The following is a 17,457-nucleotide window of genomic DNA, read 5'->3' as shown; positions in this document are numbered from 1 at the left end:
TGATCAAAGGAAATACCCAAAACATTGGTGGCGACCAGACACCGCATATTGGATCAAAAGCGAGTCACTTGATCTGCATCTGATCACGAGTTCCATGTTTGTGGTTTCTCATCGTGTCCCATCATTCGAACCCAAACCATGCAGGGAGAACAGCAAATCTTTCACCCGAGTGTCTTCGTTTTCAGCCAGCATCTCCGTGCTGAGAAAAGAGAATCCTAGATTACGTTCGGGCCAGGCGCCGTGCAGGCTTCCGCCTGCTCCGGAGTGTCCGAAAGCGCGCGCCTCTGGTCCGTAGGTACCGATCGGATCGGCCAGCTCGAATCCTAGGCCAAAGCGCAGCGGCCGGTCGTTGATGGCGTCGATCCCCGAAGACCAGGTTTCAGTGGCATCGGCAAGAGCGCCGGAGGAGACAAGATTTCCGGCAGCGAGCCGGGAATATAGATCGGCCATTGCATCGGCCGTAGCAATCCCCCCACCCGCGGCGAGTTCACCGCGATGCATTTCCACAGTATTTGCGCGCAGCGAGCGCCCGAGCAGGGTCGTGCCATACATCCGCTCGACGATTCTGCGTCGTTCCGGATCGGTGAGGAAGGTACTGATCGCATACCCCTTGGCGCGAAAAACCGGAGCCACCCTGCTTTCCAGTTGGCCAGGAAGGCCCAGATAGATATCGAGGCCCAAAGGCTCTCGAAGGAGTTCTCTGATGAGTTGCCCGGCACTTTTTCCCGTCACCCTGACAAAGATCTCGTTCATGAGATAGCCGTAGGTGATCGCGTGATACGCCACCCGGGTTCCGGGTTCCCACAGCGGTGCTTGTTCTGCCAGCACCGCCGCGTTCGCTGCGTTGTCGAGGTCGGCCCCCTCCCCCGTCGGTTCTGGATCCACGTAGACCAGACCCACGGTGTGACTGAGCACCTGAGCCACGGTAACGCGCTCCTTACCGGCAGCAGCAAATTCCGGCCAGTAATGCGCAACCGGACGGCGCACGTCGAGTGCGCCGCGGTCGACCAGCAGCGCGGCCACCGTAGCTACGACACCTTTGGTTCCCGAGAACATGACGGCCATGGTGTCTGGTTGCCAGCGGGGAAGCACGGCATCCGTTGACGACTCGCGTTGTTCGGTGCTGCCGCCGTAGAGGCGCACCAGCGGATGCCCGTTTCGATACACACAGAACGCCATTCCGCCGTGAGAACGTTCTACGTGCTCCGTGAACACCCGCGCGAGCTGGTCGAATCCGGGCAGAGCGCCGTCATTGTGAGCGTAAATCGTGCCGCTCACAGCGTCGGCACGTGGGTCAGCAGTTCTTGGGTGTAGCTGTGTTGCGGGTTTTCGAGCACCTCGTCGGTCGTCCCCATATCGACGATACGCCCGGCATGCAACACGGCCAGACGCTGGGAGATATGGCGGGCGAGGGCAATGTTATGCGTGACGAACACCATTGCCATTCCGGTTTCCACCTGCAGCGTGCGCAAGAGGTCGATAATCGAGGCCTGCACCGACACGTCGAGTGCACTGGTGACTTCGTCGCAGACGAGAACGGACGGAGCGTTGACGAGGGCGCGGGCGATGGCCGCACGCTGGCGTTCGCCACCACTCAGTTGGCCGGGTCTGCGGTCGATGAAAGACGCAGCGAGTTGCACCTGGTCCAGTGCTTCCAGGACCAGGGCTCGGCGCTCTTTACGGCTAAACGTTCCTGACATGTGCAACGGAACTTCGACCGATTCACCGATGGTGCGGCGCGGGTTGAGTGACGACAGCGGCGATTGGAACACATATTGAATGCGATGACGTTCTTCGGCGCTGCGCTGACGGGTGCCGGGTGCAAGCTCCTTGCCGGCCAGGCTGACCGAGCCGGTGTAGTTGTCATTAAGTCCGGCAATGCATCGGGCCGCCGTGGTCTTGCCCGAACCGGACTCCCCCAACAGCATCAGTGATTCTCCCCGACCGAGCTCCAGGGTGAGACCGTTGAGTACCGTGGTTTTGCCGTAGGACAGCCGCAAATCGGCCACGGACAGCAAACTGGCGCTGGTGGTCGCGGCAGGTGTTGCAGGGACCACTCGCGGAGCGGATGCCGCGCCCTTAAAACCGATGATCGGCATGGCTCCCGTCACCGCCGCGACCTCTCCGATACGATGCCGACCGGCCAGGTCCGGGACGGCTCGAAGCAGCTTTCTGGTGTACGCATGCTGCGGGTCGTGCAACACGTCGTCGCACGGTCCAACCTCAACGATCCGTCCGGCGAGCATCACAGCGACCTCATCCGCCACCTCGGAGACGACAGCAAGGTCGTGGGTGATGTAGAGGCCCGCGACGGCGTGTTTAGAGACGAGCTGATGGATGGTCTCGAGCACGAGTGCCTGCGTTGTCACGTCCAGCCCGGTCGTGGGTTCATCCATGACCATGACTTCGGGCCGAAACGCGAATGCCATGGCAATGCCCACACGCTGCTGCTGTCCACCGGAAAGCTCGTGCGGCCACCGACGCTGGTATGCGGCGTCGTTGGGCAACCCGACATCGGTGAGCACCTCGGCCAGCCGCTCCACGCGAGCAGCCTCCGATGCGCCATAGTCGTGCACGCGCAACACCTCCATAATCTGGGTGCCAATGCGCATGGCCGGATTCAGCGAGAGCGCTGGATCCTGAGGCACATACGAGATGGAACCACCGCGCAATCCGCGACGCCCGGCATCCGACAACGAGAGCAGGTCCGTTTCGTCAGACAAGCCGATGGTGCCGCCAACATGTTCCAGCCCGGCGCGAAAGTAGCCGAGGCAGGCCAGCCCGGCCGTCGTCTTGCCGGAGCCGGATTCGCCGACGAGCGCCAGCATCCGTCCCGGCACGAGGGTGAACGACACGCCGTGCAATATTTCCTTGCCGAGCGTGGTGGCCACTCGCAGATCGTTGACCTGGAGGGCGACCGTGGTCGTGTGATCGATCGTCGTGCTCATTTGCTTTCCTCCACGGTGGCCGAGGCGCGCGCGACGGCGTCGGTAATCAGGTTGCTGCCGACGGTCAGAATGGCAATGGCCAGCACCGGCAAAATGACGCCCCAAGGCTGCAGGGTGAGAGCGATCCGGTTCTCATTTATCATCAGGCCCCAGTCCGCGGTGGGCGGTTGCATGCCCAGGCCGAGGAATGACAGCGAGGCGATCGCGGCGATCGAATACGTCATGCGGAGCCCGAGTTCAACCATGAGCGGGCCGGTGATATTGGGCAGCACGTCCTTGACCAGAATTTTCCAGCGCGGTACCGCGTACATTTCCGAGGCTCGAATAAAGTCCTCGGTGATGACAGCGGATGCCGCCGCTCGGGTAACCCGAGCTATTCGCGGCGCGTGGGTGATTCCGATGACCAAAACCACAACCCAGCCCTGGGGCCCGAGCACGGTGATGGCCAGGAGCGCGAAGACGATCTGCGGCAGGGCGAGCAGCACGTCGTTGCCGCGCATGATGACGCTGTCCAGCCAGCCACCTTGGTATGCGGCGAGCATTCCGGCAGTCGTGCCAAGGAGCATTCCCAGCCCCGTTGCGAGGGCGGCAAAGACGAGCAATGTCAGGCCGCCGTCGAGGAATCGACTGAGGATATCGCGACCGAGATTGTCGGTCCCAAACAATCCGTCGGGCTGAAAGGGGCGCCCCACGAATTCCGTGCTGGTGTAGCCGGTGAGCCACGGCAAGACGAGGGGACCAAAGACGGCCACGATCACGACGAGTCCGGTGAGCACAAGGCCGATCTTGGCCTGTCGCTGGCGGATGATGCGGCGCAGCAGTCCAGGTGGCGTTTCGACGACGGTGGTCGACGTTTCTGTGTGGGTGTTGATCTGGGTCATCGTGTTCCTCCCGTGCGCAGTTTCGGATTGGTCAGAATGCCCACGATGTCCGCGAGCAGGTTAACCACGACATAGACGGCGGCAATCAGCATGGCGAGGGCCTGGACGACCTGCACGTCACGGTTAGTCACGGCATCGACGAGGGCTTGACCGACGCCCGGATAGCGGAACAAAAATTCCACGACAACGATGCCGCCGGCGAGCCAGGCGAGCTGGATTGCGATTACCTGAGCTACCGGTGCGATCGCGTGCGGCAAGGCATGGCGCCAGATGACTTGACGCTCGGGCACCCCCTTGAGCCTGGCCATTTCGACGTAGCCGGAATCCAGGACTTCGATCATCGTGGTGCGCATCATGCGAATGATGTACGGCATAACGACTAAGACGAGGGTCAGCACCGGCAAGATCAGTTGGCTCGGATAATCCCACACCTGCTCACCCGGTGGTGCCAGCGTCACCGACGGCAGCACGGTGAACACCGTGGTCGAGAACAGGGTCACAAGGACAATGCCGATCACGAAGTCGGGAAGAGCCGCGAGGACCAGGGAAATGCCCGTAGCTGCGTGGTCCCCCGCCCTGCCGCGGCGGAGGGCACTATAGGTACCGACAAGGATTCCGACGGGAATGCTTATCGCTGCGGCAGCGACCATCAGCACCAGCGAGGCTGCAATGCGATCGCCCAGGAGTGCGCCTACGGAACCACCCGACGCGGTCGACACACCAAAGTCGCCGACGAACAGGCCGCCGAGCCAGTGCAGATAGCGTTGCGCGAACGGATCATTCAGGTTCATCTGTTCGCGCAGCGCTGCCAACCGTTCGGGCGTAGCCTGCTGACCGAGAATGGCTTGGGCTGGGTCTCCGGGCAGCAACAGAGTCGCCACGAAAACGAGTATCGAGACGACAAGCAGGATAATCGCACTGATCGACAGTCGTCGAAAAATGAGCCCGGCCATCAGGACTGGCCTCCGAGCCAGACGCGCCGAAATTCGAGTCCTGACAGCGGTAGTCCGGTGCTGTTGGACACCAGCCCGCCGACGTAGCGCTGATAGGCATCCGCTTGATTGGGGTGGCCCCAGATGATGTAACCGCCTTCGTTGTATTCGATGGTTTGCGCCTCGGTAATGAGGGCGTTGCGTTCGGTCGGGTTAATGGTCGATTTGGCTTGCTCGACCAGTTGCTGGAAACGTGGATTTTGCCAATGGGTCTCGTTGTAGGGCGAGTTGGGAAGCGAGCCGTTGTTTGCCTGCGGCAAGAAATTGCGGGTGTACCAAAAGTCCTGCGCGAAATCCCACTGCAAATAGTCGTCACCGAAGAACGTGGTCGTGTCCACGCGGCGAATGTTCACGTTGATTCCTGCGGCGAGTGCCTGCTGCGCGAAGACTTGCGCAGCTTCAACGGCACCCGACTGGATCGGGGCGGTCACCAGCTCTACATCGAGCCCGTCGGGGTAGCCGGCCTCGGCTAATAGTTCCTTGGCGCGCTCGATGTTCTGTACGCGTTGCGGCAGATTTTCGGCGTAGCCGGGGTCGTACAGGGCATACATGTCATTGCCAACGGTTCCGTGCCCGCTGAGTACCTGTTCGACCATCTGTTCCCGATCAACGACGAGCCGGAATGCTTGCCTCACCCGAACGTCATCGAACGGGGCACGGTCCACGCGCATGGTGAAGGGAAGCCACATGCCGGTCTCAGAGTTGAGAATATTCACACGCGGATCCGTTTTCAGCACCTCGAGCAGTGCTAGCGGAACCTGGCCGATCGCGTCAACCTGCGTGGCGAGGAGTGCGTTGATAAGCGCATTGTCGTCGCTGAAATTGAGGATACGCAGCTCGTCGAGGTAGGGCTCGGCGTCCCGCCAATACTTGTTATTGCGCGTGAACAGGCTGCGCCGCCCCGCGGTGAATGACTTGTATTTAAACGGTCCGGTGCCGACCGGGTTCTGCGGGTCATAATCTGCTGGCACGATCCCCAGGGCGTACTGACCGAGCGAATCGTCGAAGGTCGCCGTTGGGGTGTTGAGCCGAAATTCCAACAGGTAGTCTTCGAGCACGGCGACCTCGTCGAGAACAGTCAGGCTTGCGGCCCCCGATTTCGGATTCTCCGGGTCGACGATGCGGGCGAAAGTCGCGGCGACATCTCGGCTGGTCATCGTGCGCCCATCATGAAAAAGCACACCCTGACGGAGTTTGACAGTCCAGGTTTTGGCATCGGCCGACGGCGTCGCCGACAGCGCCAGCAGCGGTTTGAGATCGAAGTTCTCATCGCGGTAGAGAAGTGCCTCGTAGAGGCTCACAACGCGGGCGATATCAGTAGTAGAGACCGGAATGTGTGCGTCGAGGGTGTCGGCTGCCCCGCCACCGACGAGACCTACCCGCAGTGTTCCCCCCGGTTGGGGCGGACCAGTCAGTGCGGGCAAGGGGGTTGCCGCCGTACTGCTGCAGGCGGTCAGGAGAGCGCCGACGCCAATGGCCATGCTGCCGCCCAGAACGTGACGGCGGGAAAGGAAGCGAGCGGATGCCGCAGAGAATATGCCCCGGACGGGACCGGCGTCAGAGATGCCGGCCGGCGTTCCCGGCGAATTCGGTTCTAGGGAAGATGATTCAGAAGTAGACATGGGACTCTTTTTCGATTGCAAAACGTGAAGCGGTCGCACGGTGAGAAAGCTGAGGCCGTGCCGGGTATACCGCTGATTGGTGTCGAAGTACTTGATCAAAGACGGTGCAGTTCTGCCCGATAACGCCGCTGCTGAAGGCAGAGCTTTGGCGCGCTAGAGCGACACAGCGCGACCGATCCAGTGCGGGACGACTGCGCCTTCTGGTATTTGATGGTCGATGATCGCGACGGTGACCGGTGCGGGGAACGCCACGGTGCGGCCCGATTCCGTATCTACGTGCAGGGCCAGCAATTCCTCGGTAGCGATCAACACGCCATCCGAGCGCATTTCGTGCGCGATGTGGAGTTTCTTGGCTGCCGCACCAACGACCGTGGTGGTGATGGCCAGGGCAGCGCCCTCACCGGTCTCCGCAAGGTAGCGCACGTGCGCCTCGACCGTGTAGAGGGAGCATCCGGTGCTAGCTCGATAGGCTGCGCCCAGGCCGATGGCGTCCATCACCTGATCGGTGGCGAAGCCGAAGGCGAGTACGTAGTAGCCCTCTGACAGGTGACCGTTATAGTCGATCCACTCCGGTCGAACAGTGCACTGGTACGCATCGAGCACCGTCATCAACGGCGCCCCCTAATCTCGTCAATCACGGTTCGAACGGCAATGATCGCCGCGTCGCGTTCGATGATGAGATCGTTCACCGAGCGTTCCTCAGCGTCATCGACACCGGCGATGACCGCTTCCCGCAGGTCATCGGTGAGTTCCGGGGCCTCAAGCCGGGTCCACGGCGATTTGAGTGATGGGCCAAAGTGTTCGAGCATGTGCCGCATCCCGCCCTGGCCGCCGGCGAGGTGAAAGGTCGTCATCGGTCCATGAATGGGCCAGCGCAGACCGGGACCGTCGGTGATCGAGCGGTCGATCTGCTCCACCGTGGCTTCGCCGTTGTCGATCATGTGCAGCGCCTCTCGCCAGAGCGCTTCCTGCAGGCGATTGGCAATAAAGCCGGGTATTTCGCGGTCCATCTTGATGACGGACTTTCCGATGTACTCGTAAAAGTCCGCGGCCCACTGCACCGCAGAAGCGCTCGTTGCTTCCCCGCCGACAACTTCGACCAGCGGAATTAGGTACGGCGGGTTGAACGGGTGGCCGACGACCAGCCTGCTCGGGGACTTCGCCCGAGTTGCCATATCGGTCATGCTGTAGCCCGAGGTGGAGGAGGCAATCACAACGTCGGCGGCGGTGACCGCGTCAATCTCGGCGAGCAGGTTCTGTTTGAGTTCGAGCACCTCCGGGGCGCTCTCCTGCACGAAACCCACCCCGACGACGGCTTCGGCGAGGTCGGTGTGCACGGTGAAGTTCTCGGGCGACGCGTCGGCGTGAAGCCCCAGCTGGGTCAGTGCCGGCCAGGCCGCTTCGATAAGTTGCCGCACTCTCGGCGCGGCGTCTGGAGCGGGATCCCAGATCTTCACGTGGTATCCCTTGGCCAGAAAATAGGCCGCCCAGCCGGCACCGATGGTGCCAGCGCCGATGCACGCGATCGTCCGCACGTCGGCGACGCTGCCGCGGGCATCCGTTTGAGTGAATGAAGCGGTCATGGTTACGCCTTTCGGTCGAGCTGAAGAATGTCGCGGGCTTCGTCGGGAGTGGCGACGGATTTGCCGAGGTCGTGCACGATGCTGATGGCCCGTTCGGTCAGTTGCGCATTTGTGGCCTTGATGCCTTTGGCGAGGTAAAGGTTGTCTTCGAGCCCCACCCGCACGTGCCCGCCGAGCAGCACCGACTGTGCCACCCACGGCATTTGATTACGACCGATCGAGAACGAGGTCCAGTTCGCCCCCGCCGGCAGCATGTTCACCATGGCCTGGAGCAGGCCGGGATCGGCCGGGGCGCCGTAGGGAATTCCCATGCAGAGCTGGTACAGCGGCGGCGGGCTGATCAGCCCTTCCTCGACGAGCACATTGGCAAACCACAGGTTGCCGGTGTCGAAGATTTCCATTTCAGGCTTGACGCCGAGCTCCTGAATGCGGGCGGCACCCTCGCGGAGCATGTCGGGCGTTGCGATATAGACGTTACTCCCCTCGCCGAAGTTGAGGGTACCCATGTCGATGGTGCAAATTTCGGGGCGCAATTCCACTACGTGGGCAAGCCGCTCCAGACCGCTGACCAGATCAGTGCCCGGCAGCTGCCTGGTCGGGTGTGACGGGTCAAGCACGAGGTCGCCGCCCATGCCGGCGGTCAGGTTGATGACCGGGTCAACGTCGCTGGCTTTGATGAGGCGTACAACCTCCCGGTACAGGGCGACATCGCGCGAACTCTGCTTGGTCACAATGTCGCGAACATGAACATGCACGACGGATGCCCCGGCGCGGGTCGCAGCCACAGCATCCGCTGCGATCTCCTCCGGGGTGACCGGAACATGTTCGCTCTTGCCGGTGGTATCTCCCGCGCCCGTGACGGCGCAGGTGACGATAACTTTTCGATTCATGTTGGACTCATTTCTGTGGATCTTTGGATCTAAATAGCGGTGACGGGTGCCGGCTGGTCAGGAATTGGGCGTCACGATCGTGCGGTCGATAAACTTTTCAATCTGCGCATACATCTGATCCGGGGTCAACATTCCGGTGAGGACCTTAATGTTGAGGCCATCAATAACCGCGGTTAGCTGCATGGTGAGGTCGTCCGCGTCGACCAGTGTGAAGCAGCCGCGGTTCTGACCGTCGACGATGATGTCGTGTACTGTCTGCGACCAACGGCGGTAACTCTGCTCGTGCCCCTCTTGCCAGGCCGGGTCTACGGCGGCTTCAGCCCAGGTTTGCAACCAGATCGACATCTCAGCGTGTCCGCGCTCACCAGCTGGCAGTTGCAGGAAGGCCAGGCGCTTCAAGCGATCAACAGGGTCGGGGAAAAGATGCAGTTCCGCGATCTGTCGGTCGAAGGCAAGCTTTACCGAATAACGCAACGCTTCAGCGAAGATTTCACGCTTGGTGCGAAAGTAATAGTGCACCGTGCTGTCTGTCATTCCGCTCGCGGCAGCAATGTCGGCAATGCGTACCGAGGCGTAGCCTCGGGCGGCAAACAACCACCAGGCCTTTTCAACGATATTTCGGCGTTTCAGGGCGTGCCCACGGTCTTCAAAATGGCGGGTCGGCAGAATGGTCGCCGCCGGGACGGCAGACATTACCGCGTCTGCGTCGGTACCAGACAGGAGCCAATTTACCGTCACACCGGCCGCCCTTGCGAGCTGGGTCAGCTCATCGGGTTGAAACCGCCGAGTACCCCGAAGCGCCTTCGACAGTTTGGTTTCGTCGAGTCCAATGTGACGGGCTACGTCACGCTGAGCCAGACCCGAACTGCGAATGGCCGTGCGCACCCGCGCCAGAAGCGCCGTACGGTGTTCGGCTTCATCGACTCCATCTTCTTGCGATTTCATCTGACTAACACTAACCTTTACTTGCGATTATCGCAATAGCAACGATGCTTCACAGCGCCGGAGCGACGACGAACTGGCCGTCATGCAGGCTTCCTGACCTGATAAAATCGGTTCGAACTCGTGCTCGTTACCGACGATTTTAAGACCACGGCTGGGCTGACAACGCCCAGTTCCCACCATGGAAGTTGATCGAAAATATGCCCCAGTTAACCGGGATCCACCACCTCTCTCTTACCGTCAGCGATCTCGCTGTCAGCACCACTTTTTACCAGCGCGTCTTCGGTTTTCCACCCGCGGGCGAACTCGGTGGCGAAAACCTGCAGCGCAAACTCTTCGCGCTTCCCAGCGGCACGAACCTCGGGCTCACCGAGCACAGCCCTACGACGACGGAAAAATTCTCCCCGTTTCGACCAGGCATGGACCACGTGGGCTTTGGCGTAAATACGAAAGATGAGCTTCAAGCATGGGCTGATCACCTCACCCAGGTGAATATCGAGCACAGCGGACTAGTCGAAGCTCCCTACGGAACAGCCTTGAGCTTTAAGGATCCCGATGGGACGGCGCTGGAGTTCTTCTTCGGCGCGTAGCCCCAATATCTATCGCTCTGGACCCGTACTGAAGGCGCGACGCCGTCATGTTCTCTCGAACGAAGTCGGCGCCGCACCGACTCTTTTACTCGGTGCGGCAGGGACTGGGAATCACCATCACCCCGGCGCCGGTAGAGGATACCGACCTCGCGACTTTTCGTATTGCAGGACACTCCCCGCCGGGTTGAAAGTGGAGTTATGAGCGAAGAGCCGCCGCGTCCTCAAGGTTCTGACCCTTGGTTTCGGGGGCCATGAAGTAGCTGACGCCAGCGCCGAGCAGAGCAATTCCAGCGGCGATCCACATGGTTCCGGACAGCCCGAGATGGGTCAGAGACAACGGCGTGGCAAACGTTCCGATGGCTGCACCGATGCGGCTGGTCCCTGTACACAGGCCCACCGCCGTCGCACGCACCTTGGTCGGGAATAGTTCGTTCGGGTAAATCCATTCCAGAATTGAGGGGCCGCCGTTGAAGATGGCGTAGAAGGCGAAGGCCATGGCGATGAGGCCCAACGGGGCGGTGGGGAACAGCGCGAGAAAGAGCAATCCAACGCCCGAGAGGATAAATCCCCAAATCAGAACCGGTCGACGACCGAGTTTGTCAACGACCAGCAGTGCAACAACATTGCCGACGAGGAAAAATAGATTGATCAGTCCGTATCCGATATTGGCTTCGTCACCCGATTCAAGGTTGAACAACGCCAGAATCTGCGGACCGAAGGCGTAGATCGAGAACAGGGTCACAATTGTGCAGGTCCAAAAGACGGAGATAAAGATCACGCGGTGCAGATATCCACCAGTGAGCACCATCTTGAAGGCGGCGGCCGTGCTGAGCTTGGCGGCTTTCGGGTCGTGGGCGGTGATGCCGTCGAGTGTGGCGCTGTCACCGATGGTTTTCTTGAGGATGTCCAGGGCCTCCTGGTGCCGGCCCTTACCAACGAGCCAGTGGGGAGACTCTGGAATAGTGGCACGTGCGATGAGGATGAGGACGGCGGGGACGGCGGACGATATGAGCATCCATCGCCAGCCGTCTTCGAAGGAGAGAAGCCAGTAGCCGACGAAGGCGGCGACCGTTGCGCCAACGAACCACATGGCATTCAGTCCACCAAGTAGACGGGCGCGCCAGTTTCTCGGAACGAATTCGGCCACCAGCGCAGTCGCAATGGGGTAGTCGGCCCCCACCGCAACGCCGATAAGCAGTCGCAGTAGAAACAGTTGCCACGGCTCTTCCACAAAGAATTGCGCGAGGGAGAACACGATTATTGCAATGAGATCAATCGTGTACATGAGCTTGCGACCGATTTTGTCGGTCAGGTTTCCAAAGATGAGCCCGCCTAGGAAGACGCCAATCAGCGCCGAGGCACCTATGAGGCCGTTCCACCAATCGTTCATTTGCCAGGCCGGGATGATCTGTACGAGGGCGATTCCGATAATGGCAAGGATGTATCCGTCGAGAAACGGACCTCCGGAGCTAAAGAGGGTGAGGCGTTTATGGAATGAGTTCAGTGGCGCCGAGTCGAGGGTGACATCCGCGTCCTTCGTTTGTTGGAGCATGATAATTCCGATCCGAAGAGGGGTTTAGCGTCATTGGGTACCCCAGCAGATCCGTAGGACTACACGGTCAGGCTGGTATGTGTTGCTGCGACCGCATCTATTTCGATGCGTTTTTTCCCGCGGAAGCGGGCCACTTCCACGGTTGTTCGCGGAGGGAGAGGAAAACCGGTGAGCCGCGTGAGATAGGCAGCGTTGTACTGGTCAAATTCGTCAAGATCAACGAGGTAGACAGTGAGCTTGAGGAGGTATGACAGGCTCGATCCGGCTTCGTGAAGGACCGCTTCCATATTGTTGAAGGTCTGATCTACCTGAGCAGCAATTCCCTCTGGGACGGTACCGTCTTCGTAGGAAGGAATTTGGCCACAGAGAAAGACGATGCCGCCTGTCGATGCCGACGCCGCGTAGGGGCGTGGCTTTCCGTCAGCGAATTGCGTTCTTTGTATGGTCATGAGTCCGGAACTAGGTACTTCCGGGACATTCGATATATTGTGTTCCAATTTTCTTCTCTCACGTTCAGTGGCTGCGCTGGGACTTGTGTGGCGGATGGGTCGAGAGGGGAGACAGCGGGCAACATGATGACCAGCGTCGTGTCTGCGCCACTGTGCTCGTCAAGCAGCCCCTCCGAAACCTCGGCATAAAGGAGGTGTGAGTTTGCCCCCATCCCCTCGATAAGGGTGTGATTCTCGGCTCCAGAGAGCACAACTGGCTCCGCGTTAGCCGGATACGTGACGACAATGATCGGGCGCTGGATGAGGTCCGCGCGTCGAATCACCAGGTCGTTCCACAGGTGCATCGGAATAGAGGCGTTCCTGATCCGGACTGCGCATATCTCGCCAGAGGCGGAACTGGAGGCAAGATCAAGCATCTGGAGGGCACAGCGCAGCGCATTCCTGGGGGCACCGACCAGTTCTTTCAACGTTCCGTGCTGCCAGGTATCAGATATGACCTGCGCCGGCTTTTGCTGCGCGGTCCAGTCCGCGTCAAGCAGCTGTAGGAGCAGTTCGAGGCTGTCGTGACCGTCGAACTCTGCACGCACCACAGCGAGCGACCCTTCGTGGGCTTCGGCGGGATCTGCCCCCGCCGAGAAGAGTACGCGAAAAGCGGCATCTCTAATTTCTCTCGGCTGTACCCAAATGTGGTTCGGCTGTGCGCCGGTCGTTGATTGCGTCGTGGCCGAATCAAACATTCTGGTGCTCCCGTGTCGTGTCCATGACTGACGTGAACAATCGGCTCCAGTTACCGCCCATTACGGCAGCGATGCAGTCGTCAGAGAGTCCAGATGCCGACAGCCCGTCTGTCAATCGAGGAAAGTCGTGGGGGCCGGTGAACCATTTGGGCCAGTTGGGCCAAGTCGGTGCGTGTGCTGGGTCCGTTGGTTGCCAGCGTCCATTGCGGAGCCACCCGACGAATTCTTGGTCCCAGCCCCGTGTGCAATCGCTTCCGATGCCGATGCTATCGGGCCCGTACAGGTCCACCATGCGGGAGACCATGGTGCAAAAACTTTCTACCGTGAGATGTTCCCCTCCGCTTACCGTGGGGTAGAGGCAGCAGCCGATCACACCGCCGCGGTCCACCAGCGGTTGGATAACGTCGTGCGGCTTGTTTCGTGGCGTGTCGAAGAACCAAAGGGGGTTGGAGTGGGTTATTGCCACGGGACGGCAAGAGGCAGCTATTGCGTCACGGCTCGTTCGGTAGCCGACGTGCGAGAGGTCGATAAGCATGCCCACTCGGTTCATTTCCTCGACAACTACCCGACCGTATCGGGTCAGCCCTGCATCGTTCGTTTCGAAGCATCCGCCGCCGAGCAGATTTTGATTGTTGTAGGTGAGCTGGGCGACGCGCACGCCAAGTCGGTGGAAGAGTTCGACGTTGCGGTAGTCGTCCTCGAAGGGGCTGGAATTTTGGAACCCCAGAAATACAGCGATCTTCTTTTGGCGTTTGGCGGTGTCGATGTCGCTGCCATTGGTGGCCAAAAAGAGGAGGTCTGGATTGCGGTTTGCGAGTTCCAGCCACTGTCCAATCGAGCGGAGCGTGTCCGCCGCGTTTTCCCAGACGGCGCAGGTGGCATTTACGGCGGTGACGCCACCGGCGCGCAGTTCTTCTAGCACCGGTCGGGTCCAGTTGCTGATCTGGAGACCATCAACGACGGTCAGCTGCTCGTGAAGTGTCATTGCTTCTGTCCATAAGGAGTCGGGGGGAAAAGCCAGTCGTCGTCGGCTCGCCCGCTATTGATGTCTTCGGCCCGCGGAGCTCCGCTGAAGAGCGTGACGCGCAGCCAATCGGTGGACTGCGGGCTGAAATTGTTCATGCCGTAGGTAGCGAGCTGGAAACGCTGCGTACTAAGAGGCAGGAATTCGGCGTCAATCAGGTTGTCTTGGAGCTCCCCATAGGGATAGCGAAGAGTCTTTTGCACCCGAACCGCGGCAAAGCGGTGTTTCGGAAATGCCACTAAAAATTCTGCAACGCTGGCATCGGTAGAAAAATGTTTCAGATCGGCTGTCAGAGCGTTGATGCGGCGAGGAATATCGGTGCAGTGCTCCGTTGTCCCGGCGATAAAGGACTCACGGAGGGCACGGCGTGGTTCTTCGTTGGCCGCCGAGGAGAACCAGTAATACCGCTCCCGGTCTGGATCTGCGGCGTCATAGTCACGCGCCCACTCGTATTGGGTGGTCAGCAGGTGCATGAGATCTTTGCAGGTCATTGTCGGGTCAAATACGGGAACGGCTGGCAGGGTCAGGAGTGCTTCTGCCGTCTCGTCGAAGTCGTCGCGAAGTTCGATGACGATGGAGGCAAAGATGCCTCGTGCTTCGGGACCGAGATTGGTCGCGTGCTCGTGGAGGCGATGCAGAATCGCCTCTGGTTCCGTGGAGGAGGAGATGTACGTCTGCAAATCCCTTAGAAGAATATCAAGCTGTGGCCAGATGAGGTGGGTTGCTAAAAAAGGCGTCGTTTTGAGCGCGTGTTTGTCTTGCAAGTGGCGGATCGCCTGACCGAGAAGTGCCGCTACGCGGGCAAGATCAGCGTGTTCGGGGCCGTACCAAGTTGCGAGACCGACGGCGAGGGGGATCTCCCGCAGACGACACCAGGCATCCAGGTAGTCCGGGTGATTGATCACAAAAGGCACCATTCCCAGACCGGTTGCGTTTCCCACTCCGATGTACTTTCCCCAGCTCGCGTCTAGGGGTACGGCAATTTTTCCCGTCTTCGCGGCCTTGGCCCGCGCGACGTGATCGACCATATCCATACTGAGCTCACGCAGCAGCCAAGCCGTGAGCATTTGTGAACGGTACGGCACGGACAGCGGATGGTCGGGAGCGATATCGGCGAATTCTTTCAAACCGAACTTTCCGTTGCCATAGTACGCGGTGCTTCGAACCAAGTAGGGGCTCGGACCAATTACGTCGACATCGGGCTGAACCCCAGACGCGAGGCAGTCGCTGACGTAGTCAAAAAAACGCGCACTGCGGTTGGCGCGCGTCAGAATGATCGTGTCGGGATCAACGCGCCCGCGTTCCTGCAGCGGTACATTCTGTCGCAGCGCTGCTTCACGCTCGGGGGTGAGCTCACCTTCGATAAGCGCGGCCGTGATATCCCAGGCATCTGCAATAACCCGGTCAGTTCGCTCGCTTTCGTCGAGGGTTTGGGAGAAGGCAATGAAGTGGAGCGTGCACCCCTCAGCTTGGACGGTGTACACGGCACTGCCGCACCCAGTCTCGTCAAAGTCGGCCCGCGTTTTGGACACAGACCATTTCTGCGCTTGAGCGCGGCGAAGCATCGTGCGGGCAAAGCTGTGCCGAGTGGCCCAGGCGCCATTCATATCAGAGCCAGCGAGCACCTCGTGAGGGGGTCGCAGCTCAGGACTGGTTCGTTCGTCATTGACCGTCATGATTTACACTCTCGCCGGGGCAAGTCGCAAGTATGCGGTCTTTTCATGGGTGAAGAATGCGGCGGTAGCGCCGCTATTTTGTTCTCGCGGTCCCGCGAAGGTTGAATCCTTCATACCCCCAAAGGGTGCGTGAATTTCGGATCCCGTGGAGGGAGCGTTGACCTTGACCAGGCCTGCATCCAGGTGGGTGACGCACAGACGGGCTGAGCGCTCATCGCTGGTGAAGACTGCGGCGGTCAATCCAAATTGTGTGCTGTTGGCCAGATCGATGGCCTCGATCAGGGTGGCTGCGCGAAGAACCGTCACGACAGGACCAAACACTTCTTCTTTGCAAATGGTCATCGACTGGGGACCGACGAGCACGGTCGGCGGAACATAGAATCCGGCAGTCGGGGGCATAGCGGCTTGGGCCAGAATTTCGCCACCTTCCGCGATTGCCTCGCTGATCGCCGACATAATTTCGTCCTGTGCCGAGCGAGAAACAACCGGACCGATCTGCACCGATGCGTCAGTTCCCGGGCCCAGAACCAGCGAAGAGACTTTGTTCTTCACGCTCTCAAGAAATGCCTCGTGACCATCGCCGACGAGAATGATGCGTCGTGTGGCGGTGCATTTCTGGCCGGTGGATCCCATTGCTGCGTTGACTACGCTGCTCGCTGCCAGTTCGACGTCAGCGTCGGGAAGAACGATGGACGCGTTGTGGCCGCCGAGTTCCAGCTGCAGTTTTGCGCCCCGACCACAGACGATGGCGCGAATATGCTGCCCGACGGGGACAGAGCCGGTGAAGGTTACCCCAGCGATGAGCGGATGCGATACGAGTTCAGAGCCGATCGATCCGGGGGCCAAAAGCAGGTTTGTGACGCCCGCGGAGATGCCAGCATCGTTGAGAATGTTCATGAGTAGAACAGACACACCGGGCGTATTGCTCGCGGACTTCCACACCACCGTATTGCCCTGCAGAAGCGCTGGCGCGATCTTCCAGGCCGGAATCTGAAGGGGAAAATTCCATGGCGTGATGACGCCGACCACACCGAGGGGACGACGAACTGTGAGGATTCTTTCCTCCGGGTGGCTGGAGGGAAACTCGACCCCGATGGAGTTCCTGGCCGAGGCGGCGTGGTAGTCGAAAGTATCGGCTGAGGCAGCAACTTCCATTCTGGACTCGGCCAGAGTCTTACCGTTCTCTGCCGTCATAACTTGAGCGATTTCTTCGGCCCGTTCACGGATCAGGACTGCGGCAGCCGCCAGAAGTCGTCCGCGGGCCACAATGCCGAGGGCGTCCCATGCCGGTGCCGCAGCGGCGGCAGCCTCGATGGCTTGCGCAAGTTCAGCCGAGCCTGCCGGACGGTAAGTGGTGACGGCTTTGTCCGGTGCCGCCGGATTCATGTGGGAGGTCAGGGCTCCGGTACCCTCGACCCAACTTCCATCGATGAAGCTGCACACGGGTGTTGTCTTATTGGGCATTCTGAATCCTCTTTGAGTCATTTTTGAATCATGTGTGTGGCTGTCCCCGCGATTAACAGTAATCTCAGAACCCTGTTCACTGAAATATCTATCTACACTCAATCAAT

Annotated in this window: 16 protein-coding genes and 1 pseudogene; 1 reads left to right on the top strand and 16 read right to left on the bottom strand. The window is 60.1% G+C overall.

All coding sequences use genetic code 11. From position 1 onward, the window contains the following. Positions 1-108: 108 nt before the first annotated feature. The 10 genes and pseudogenes from QMK31_RS00560 to QMK31_RS00515 form a co-directional block, all read right to left on the bottom strand. Positions 109-1,278: a serine hydrolase domain-containing protein gene (locus QMK31_RS00560; RefSeq protein WP_283499023.1), complete on the bottom strand. Its 1,170-nt coding sequence runs from the start codon at positions 1,276-1,278 to the stop codon at positions 109-111. Next, positions 1,275-2,948 (bottom strand): ATP-binding cassette domain-containing protein, encoded by a 1,674-nt coding sequence (locus tag QMK31_RS00555; RefSeq protein ID WP_283499022.1) that lies wholly within the window; start codon positions 2,946-2,948, stop codon positions 1,275-1,277. Before QMK31_RS00555 ends, QMK31_RS00560 begins: the two co-directional genes overlap by 4 nt. Further along, positions 2,945-3,829 (bottom strand): ABC transporter permease, encoded by an 885-nt coding sequence (locus tag QMK31_RS00550; protein WP_283499021.1) that lies wholly within the window; start codon positions 3,827-3,829, stop codon positions 2,945-2,947. The genes QMK31_RS00555 and QMK31_RS00550 overlap by 4 nt, the downstream gene beginning before the upstream one ends. Next, on the bottom strand, positions 3,826-4,782 hold the full coding sequence (locus QMK31_RS00545; RefSeq protein ID WP_283499020.1) for an ABC transporter permease: 957 nt from the start codon (positions 4,780-4,782) through the stop codon (positions 3,826-3,828). Before QMK31_RS00545 ends, QMK31_RS00550 begins: the two co-directional genes overlap by 4 nt. Beyond that, on the bottom strand, positions 4,782-6,443 hold the full coding sequence (locus tag QMK31_RS00540; protein ID WP_349361534.1) for an ABC transporter substrate-binding protein: 1,662 nt from the start codon (positions 6,441-6,443) through the stop codon (positions 4,782-4,784). Before QMK31_RS00540 ends, QMK31_RS00545 begins: the two co-directional genes overlap by 1 nt. Before the next feature lie 153 nt (positions 6,444-6,596). Beyond that, positions 6,597-7,052 carry a thioesterase family protein gene (locus QMK31_RS00535; protein WP_283499019.1) on the bottom strand — a complete coding sequence of 152 codons (456 nt, stop codon included), beginning with the start codon at positions 7,050-7,052 and terminating at the stop codon, positions 6,597-6,599. Beyond that, positions 7,052-8,026, bottom strand: coding sequence for a 3-hydroxyacyl-CoA dehydrogenase NAD-binding domain-containing protein (locus QMK31_RS00530; RefSeq protein WP_283499018.1), 975 nt, complete (start codon positions 8,024-8,026; stop codon positions 7,052-7,054). Before QMK31_RS00530 ends, QMK31_RS00535 begins: the two co-directional genes overlap by 1 nt. 2 nt (positions 8,027-8,028) lie before the next feature. Then, a complete protein-coding gene (locus QMK31_RS00525; RefSeq protein ID WP_283499017.1) occupies positions 8,029-8,916 on the bottom strand; it encodes a beta-keto acid cleavage family enzyme in 888 nt (295 codons plus the stop codon). 57 nt (positions 8,917-8,973) lie between these two features. Further along, a complete protein-coding gene (locus tag QMK31_RS00520; RefSeq protein WP_283499783.1) occupies positions 8,974-9,609 on the bottom strand; it encodes a TetR/AcrR family transcriptional regulator in 636 nt (211 codons plus the stop codon). Between the two features lie 39 nt (positions 9,610-9,648). Next, positions 9,649-9,861: pseudogene (locus QMK31_RS00515) on the bottom strand (XRE family transcriptional regulator); the annotation flags it as partial. Between the two features lie 185 nt (positions 9,862-10,046). Between QMK31_RS00515 and QMK31_RS00510 the strand changes: the two are divergent. Continuing rightward, entirely contained in the window at positions 10,047-10,448 is a 402-nt protein-coding gene (locus tag QMK31_RS00510) for a VOC family protein (protein WP_283499016.1), read from the top strand. A gap of 196 nt (positions 10,449-10,644) precedes the next feature. On the opposite strand, the gene QMK31_RS00505 is transcribed toward QMK31_RS00510, so the two are convergent. From QMK31_RS00505 to QMK31_RS00480, 6 genes are read right to left on the bottom strand one after another with little or no spacing between them, the layout of a single operon-like run. Further along, positions 10,645-12,000: an MFS transporter gene (locus QMK31_RS00505; protein ID WP_283499015.1), complete on the bottom strand. Its 1,356-nt coding sequence runs from the start codon at positions 11,998-12,000 to the stop codon at positions 10,645-10,647. 59 nt (positions 12,001-12,059) lie between these two features. After that, positions 12,060-12,449 (bottom strand): RidA family protein, encoded by a 390-nt coding sequence (locus QMK31_RS00500; protein WP_283499014.1) that lies wholly within the window; start codon positions 12,447-12,449, stop codon positions 12,060-12,062. Next, positions 12,446-13,186, bottom strand: coding sequence for a hypothetical protein (locus QMK31_RS00495; RefSeq protein ID WP_283499013.1), 741 nt, complete (start codon positions 13,184-13,186; stop codon positions 12,446-12,448). The genes QMK31_RS00500 and QMK31_RS00495 overlap by 4 nt, the downstream gene beginning before the upstream one ends. Beyond that, positions 13,179-14,171 carry a membrane dipeptidase gene (locus tag QMK31_RS00490; protein WP_283499012.1) on the bottom strand — a complete coding sequence of 331 codons (993 nt, stop codon included), beginning with the start codon at positions 14,169-14,171 and terminating at the stop codon, positions 13,179-13,181. The genes QMK31_RS00495 and QMK31_RS00490 overlap by 8 nt, the downstream gene beginning before the upstream one ends. Continuing rightward, positions 14,168-15,886 (bottom strand): hypothetical protein, encoded by a 1,719-nt coding sequence (locus QMK31_RS00485; protein ID WP_283499011.1) that lies wholly within the window; start codon positions 15,884-15,886, stop codon positions 14,168-14,170. The genes QMK31_RS00490 and QMK31_RS00485 overlap by 4 nt, the downstream gene beginning before the upstream one ends. Before the next feature lie 3 nt (positions 15,887-15,889). Beyond that, positions 15,890-17,452 (bottom strand): aldehyde dehydrogenase family protein, encoded by a 1,563-nt coding sequence (locus tag QMK31_RS00480; protein WP_283499010.1) that lies wholly within the window; start codon positions 17,450-17,452, stop codon positions 15,890-15,892. Positions 17,453-17,457: the final 5 nt, after the last annotated feature.

The organism is Cryobacterium sp. PH31-O1 (genome assembly GCF_030063455.1).
Taxonomy (GTDB): Bacteria; Actinomycetota; Actinomycetes; order Actinomycetales; family Microbacteriaceae; genus Cryobacterium.
Note: the sequence above shows the minus strand (reverse complement) of the source record. Positions and strands in the feature narration are given on the sequence as shown.

What these genes read in the sequence shown, in the direction of transcription:
- QMK31_RS00490 (WP_283499012.1), bottom strand. Translation starts at nt 14,171, where the DNA reads ATGACACTTCACGAGCAGCTGACCGTCGTTGATGGTCTCCAGATCAGC.
- QMK31_RS00555 (WP_283499022.1), bottom strand. Translation starts at nt 2,948, where the DNA reads ATGAGCACGACGATCGATCACACGACCACGGTCGCCCTCCAGGTCAAC.
- QMK31_RS00525 (WP_283499017.1), bottom strand. Translation starts at nt 8,916, where the DNA reads ATGAATCGAAAAGTTATCGTCACCTGCGCCGTCACGGGCGCGGGAGAT.
- QMK31_RS00505 (WP_283499015.1), bottom strand. Translation starts at nt 12,000, where the DNA reads ATGCTCCAACAAACGAAGGACGCGGATGTCACCCTCGACTCGGCGCCA.
- QMK31_RS00540 (WP_349361534.1), bottom strand. Translation starts at nt 6,443, where the DNA reads ATGTCTACTTCTGAATCATCTTCCCTAGAACCGAATTCGCCGGGAACG.
- QMK31_RS00520 (WP_283499783.1), bottom strand. Translation starts at nt 9,609, where the DNA reads ATGTCTGCCGTCCCGGCGGCGACCATTCTGCCGACCCGCCATTTTGAA.
- QMK31_RS00485 (WP_283499011.1), bottom strand. Translation starts at nt 15,886, where the DNA reads ATGACGGTCAATGACGAACGAACCAGTCCTGAGCTGCGACCCCCTCAC.
- QMK31_RS00500 (WP_283499014.1), bottom strand. Translation starts at nt 12,449, where the DNA reads ATGACCATACAAAGAACGCAATTCGCTGACGGAAAGCCACGCCCCTAC.
- QMK31_RS00495 (WP_283499013.1), bottom strand. Translation starts at nt 13,186, where the DNA reads ATGTTTGATTCGGCCACGACGCAATCAACGACCGGCGCACAGCCGAAC.
- QMK31_RS00535 (WP_283499019.1), bottom strand. Translation starts at nt 7,052, where the DNA reads ATGACGGTGCTCGATGCGTACCAGTGCACTGTTCGACCGGAGTGGATC.
- QMK31_RS00550 (WP_283499021.1), bottom strand. Translation starts at nt 3,829, where the DNA reads ATGACCCAGATCAACACCCACACAGAAACGTCGACCACCGTCGTCGAA.
- QMK31_RS00530 (WP_283499018.1), bottom strand. Translation starts at nt 8,026, where the DNA reads ATGACCGCTTCATTCACTCAAACGGATGCCCGCGGCAGCGTCGCCGAC.
- QMK31_RS00545 (WP_283499020.1), bottom strand. Translation starts at nt 4,782, where the DNA reads ATGGCCGGGCTCATTTTTCGACGACTGTCGATCAGTGCGATTATCCTG.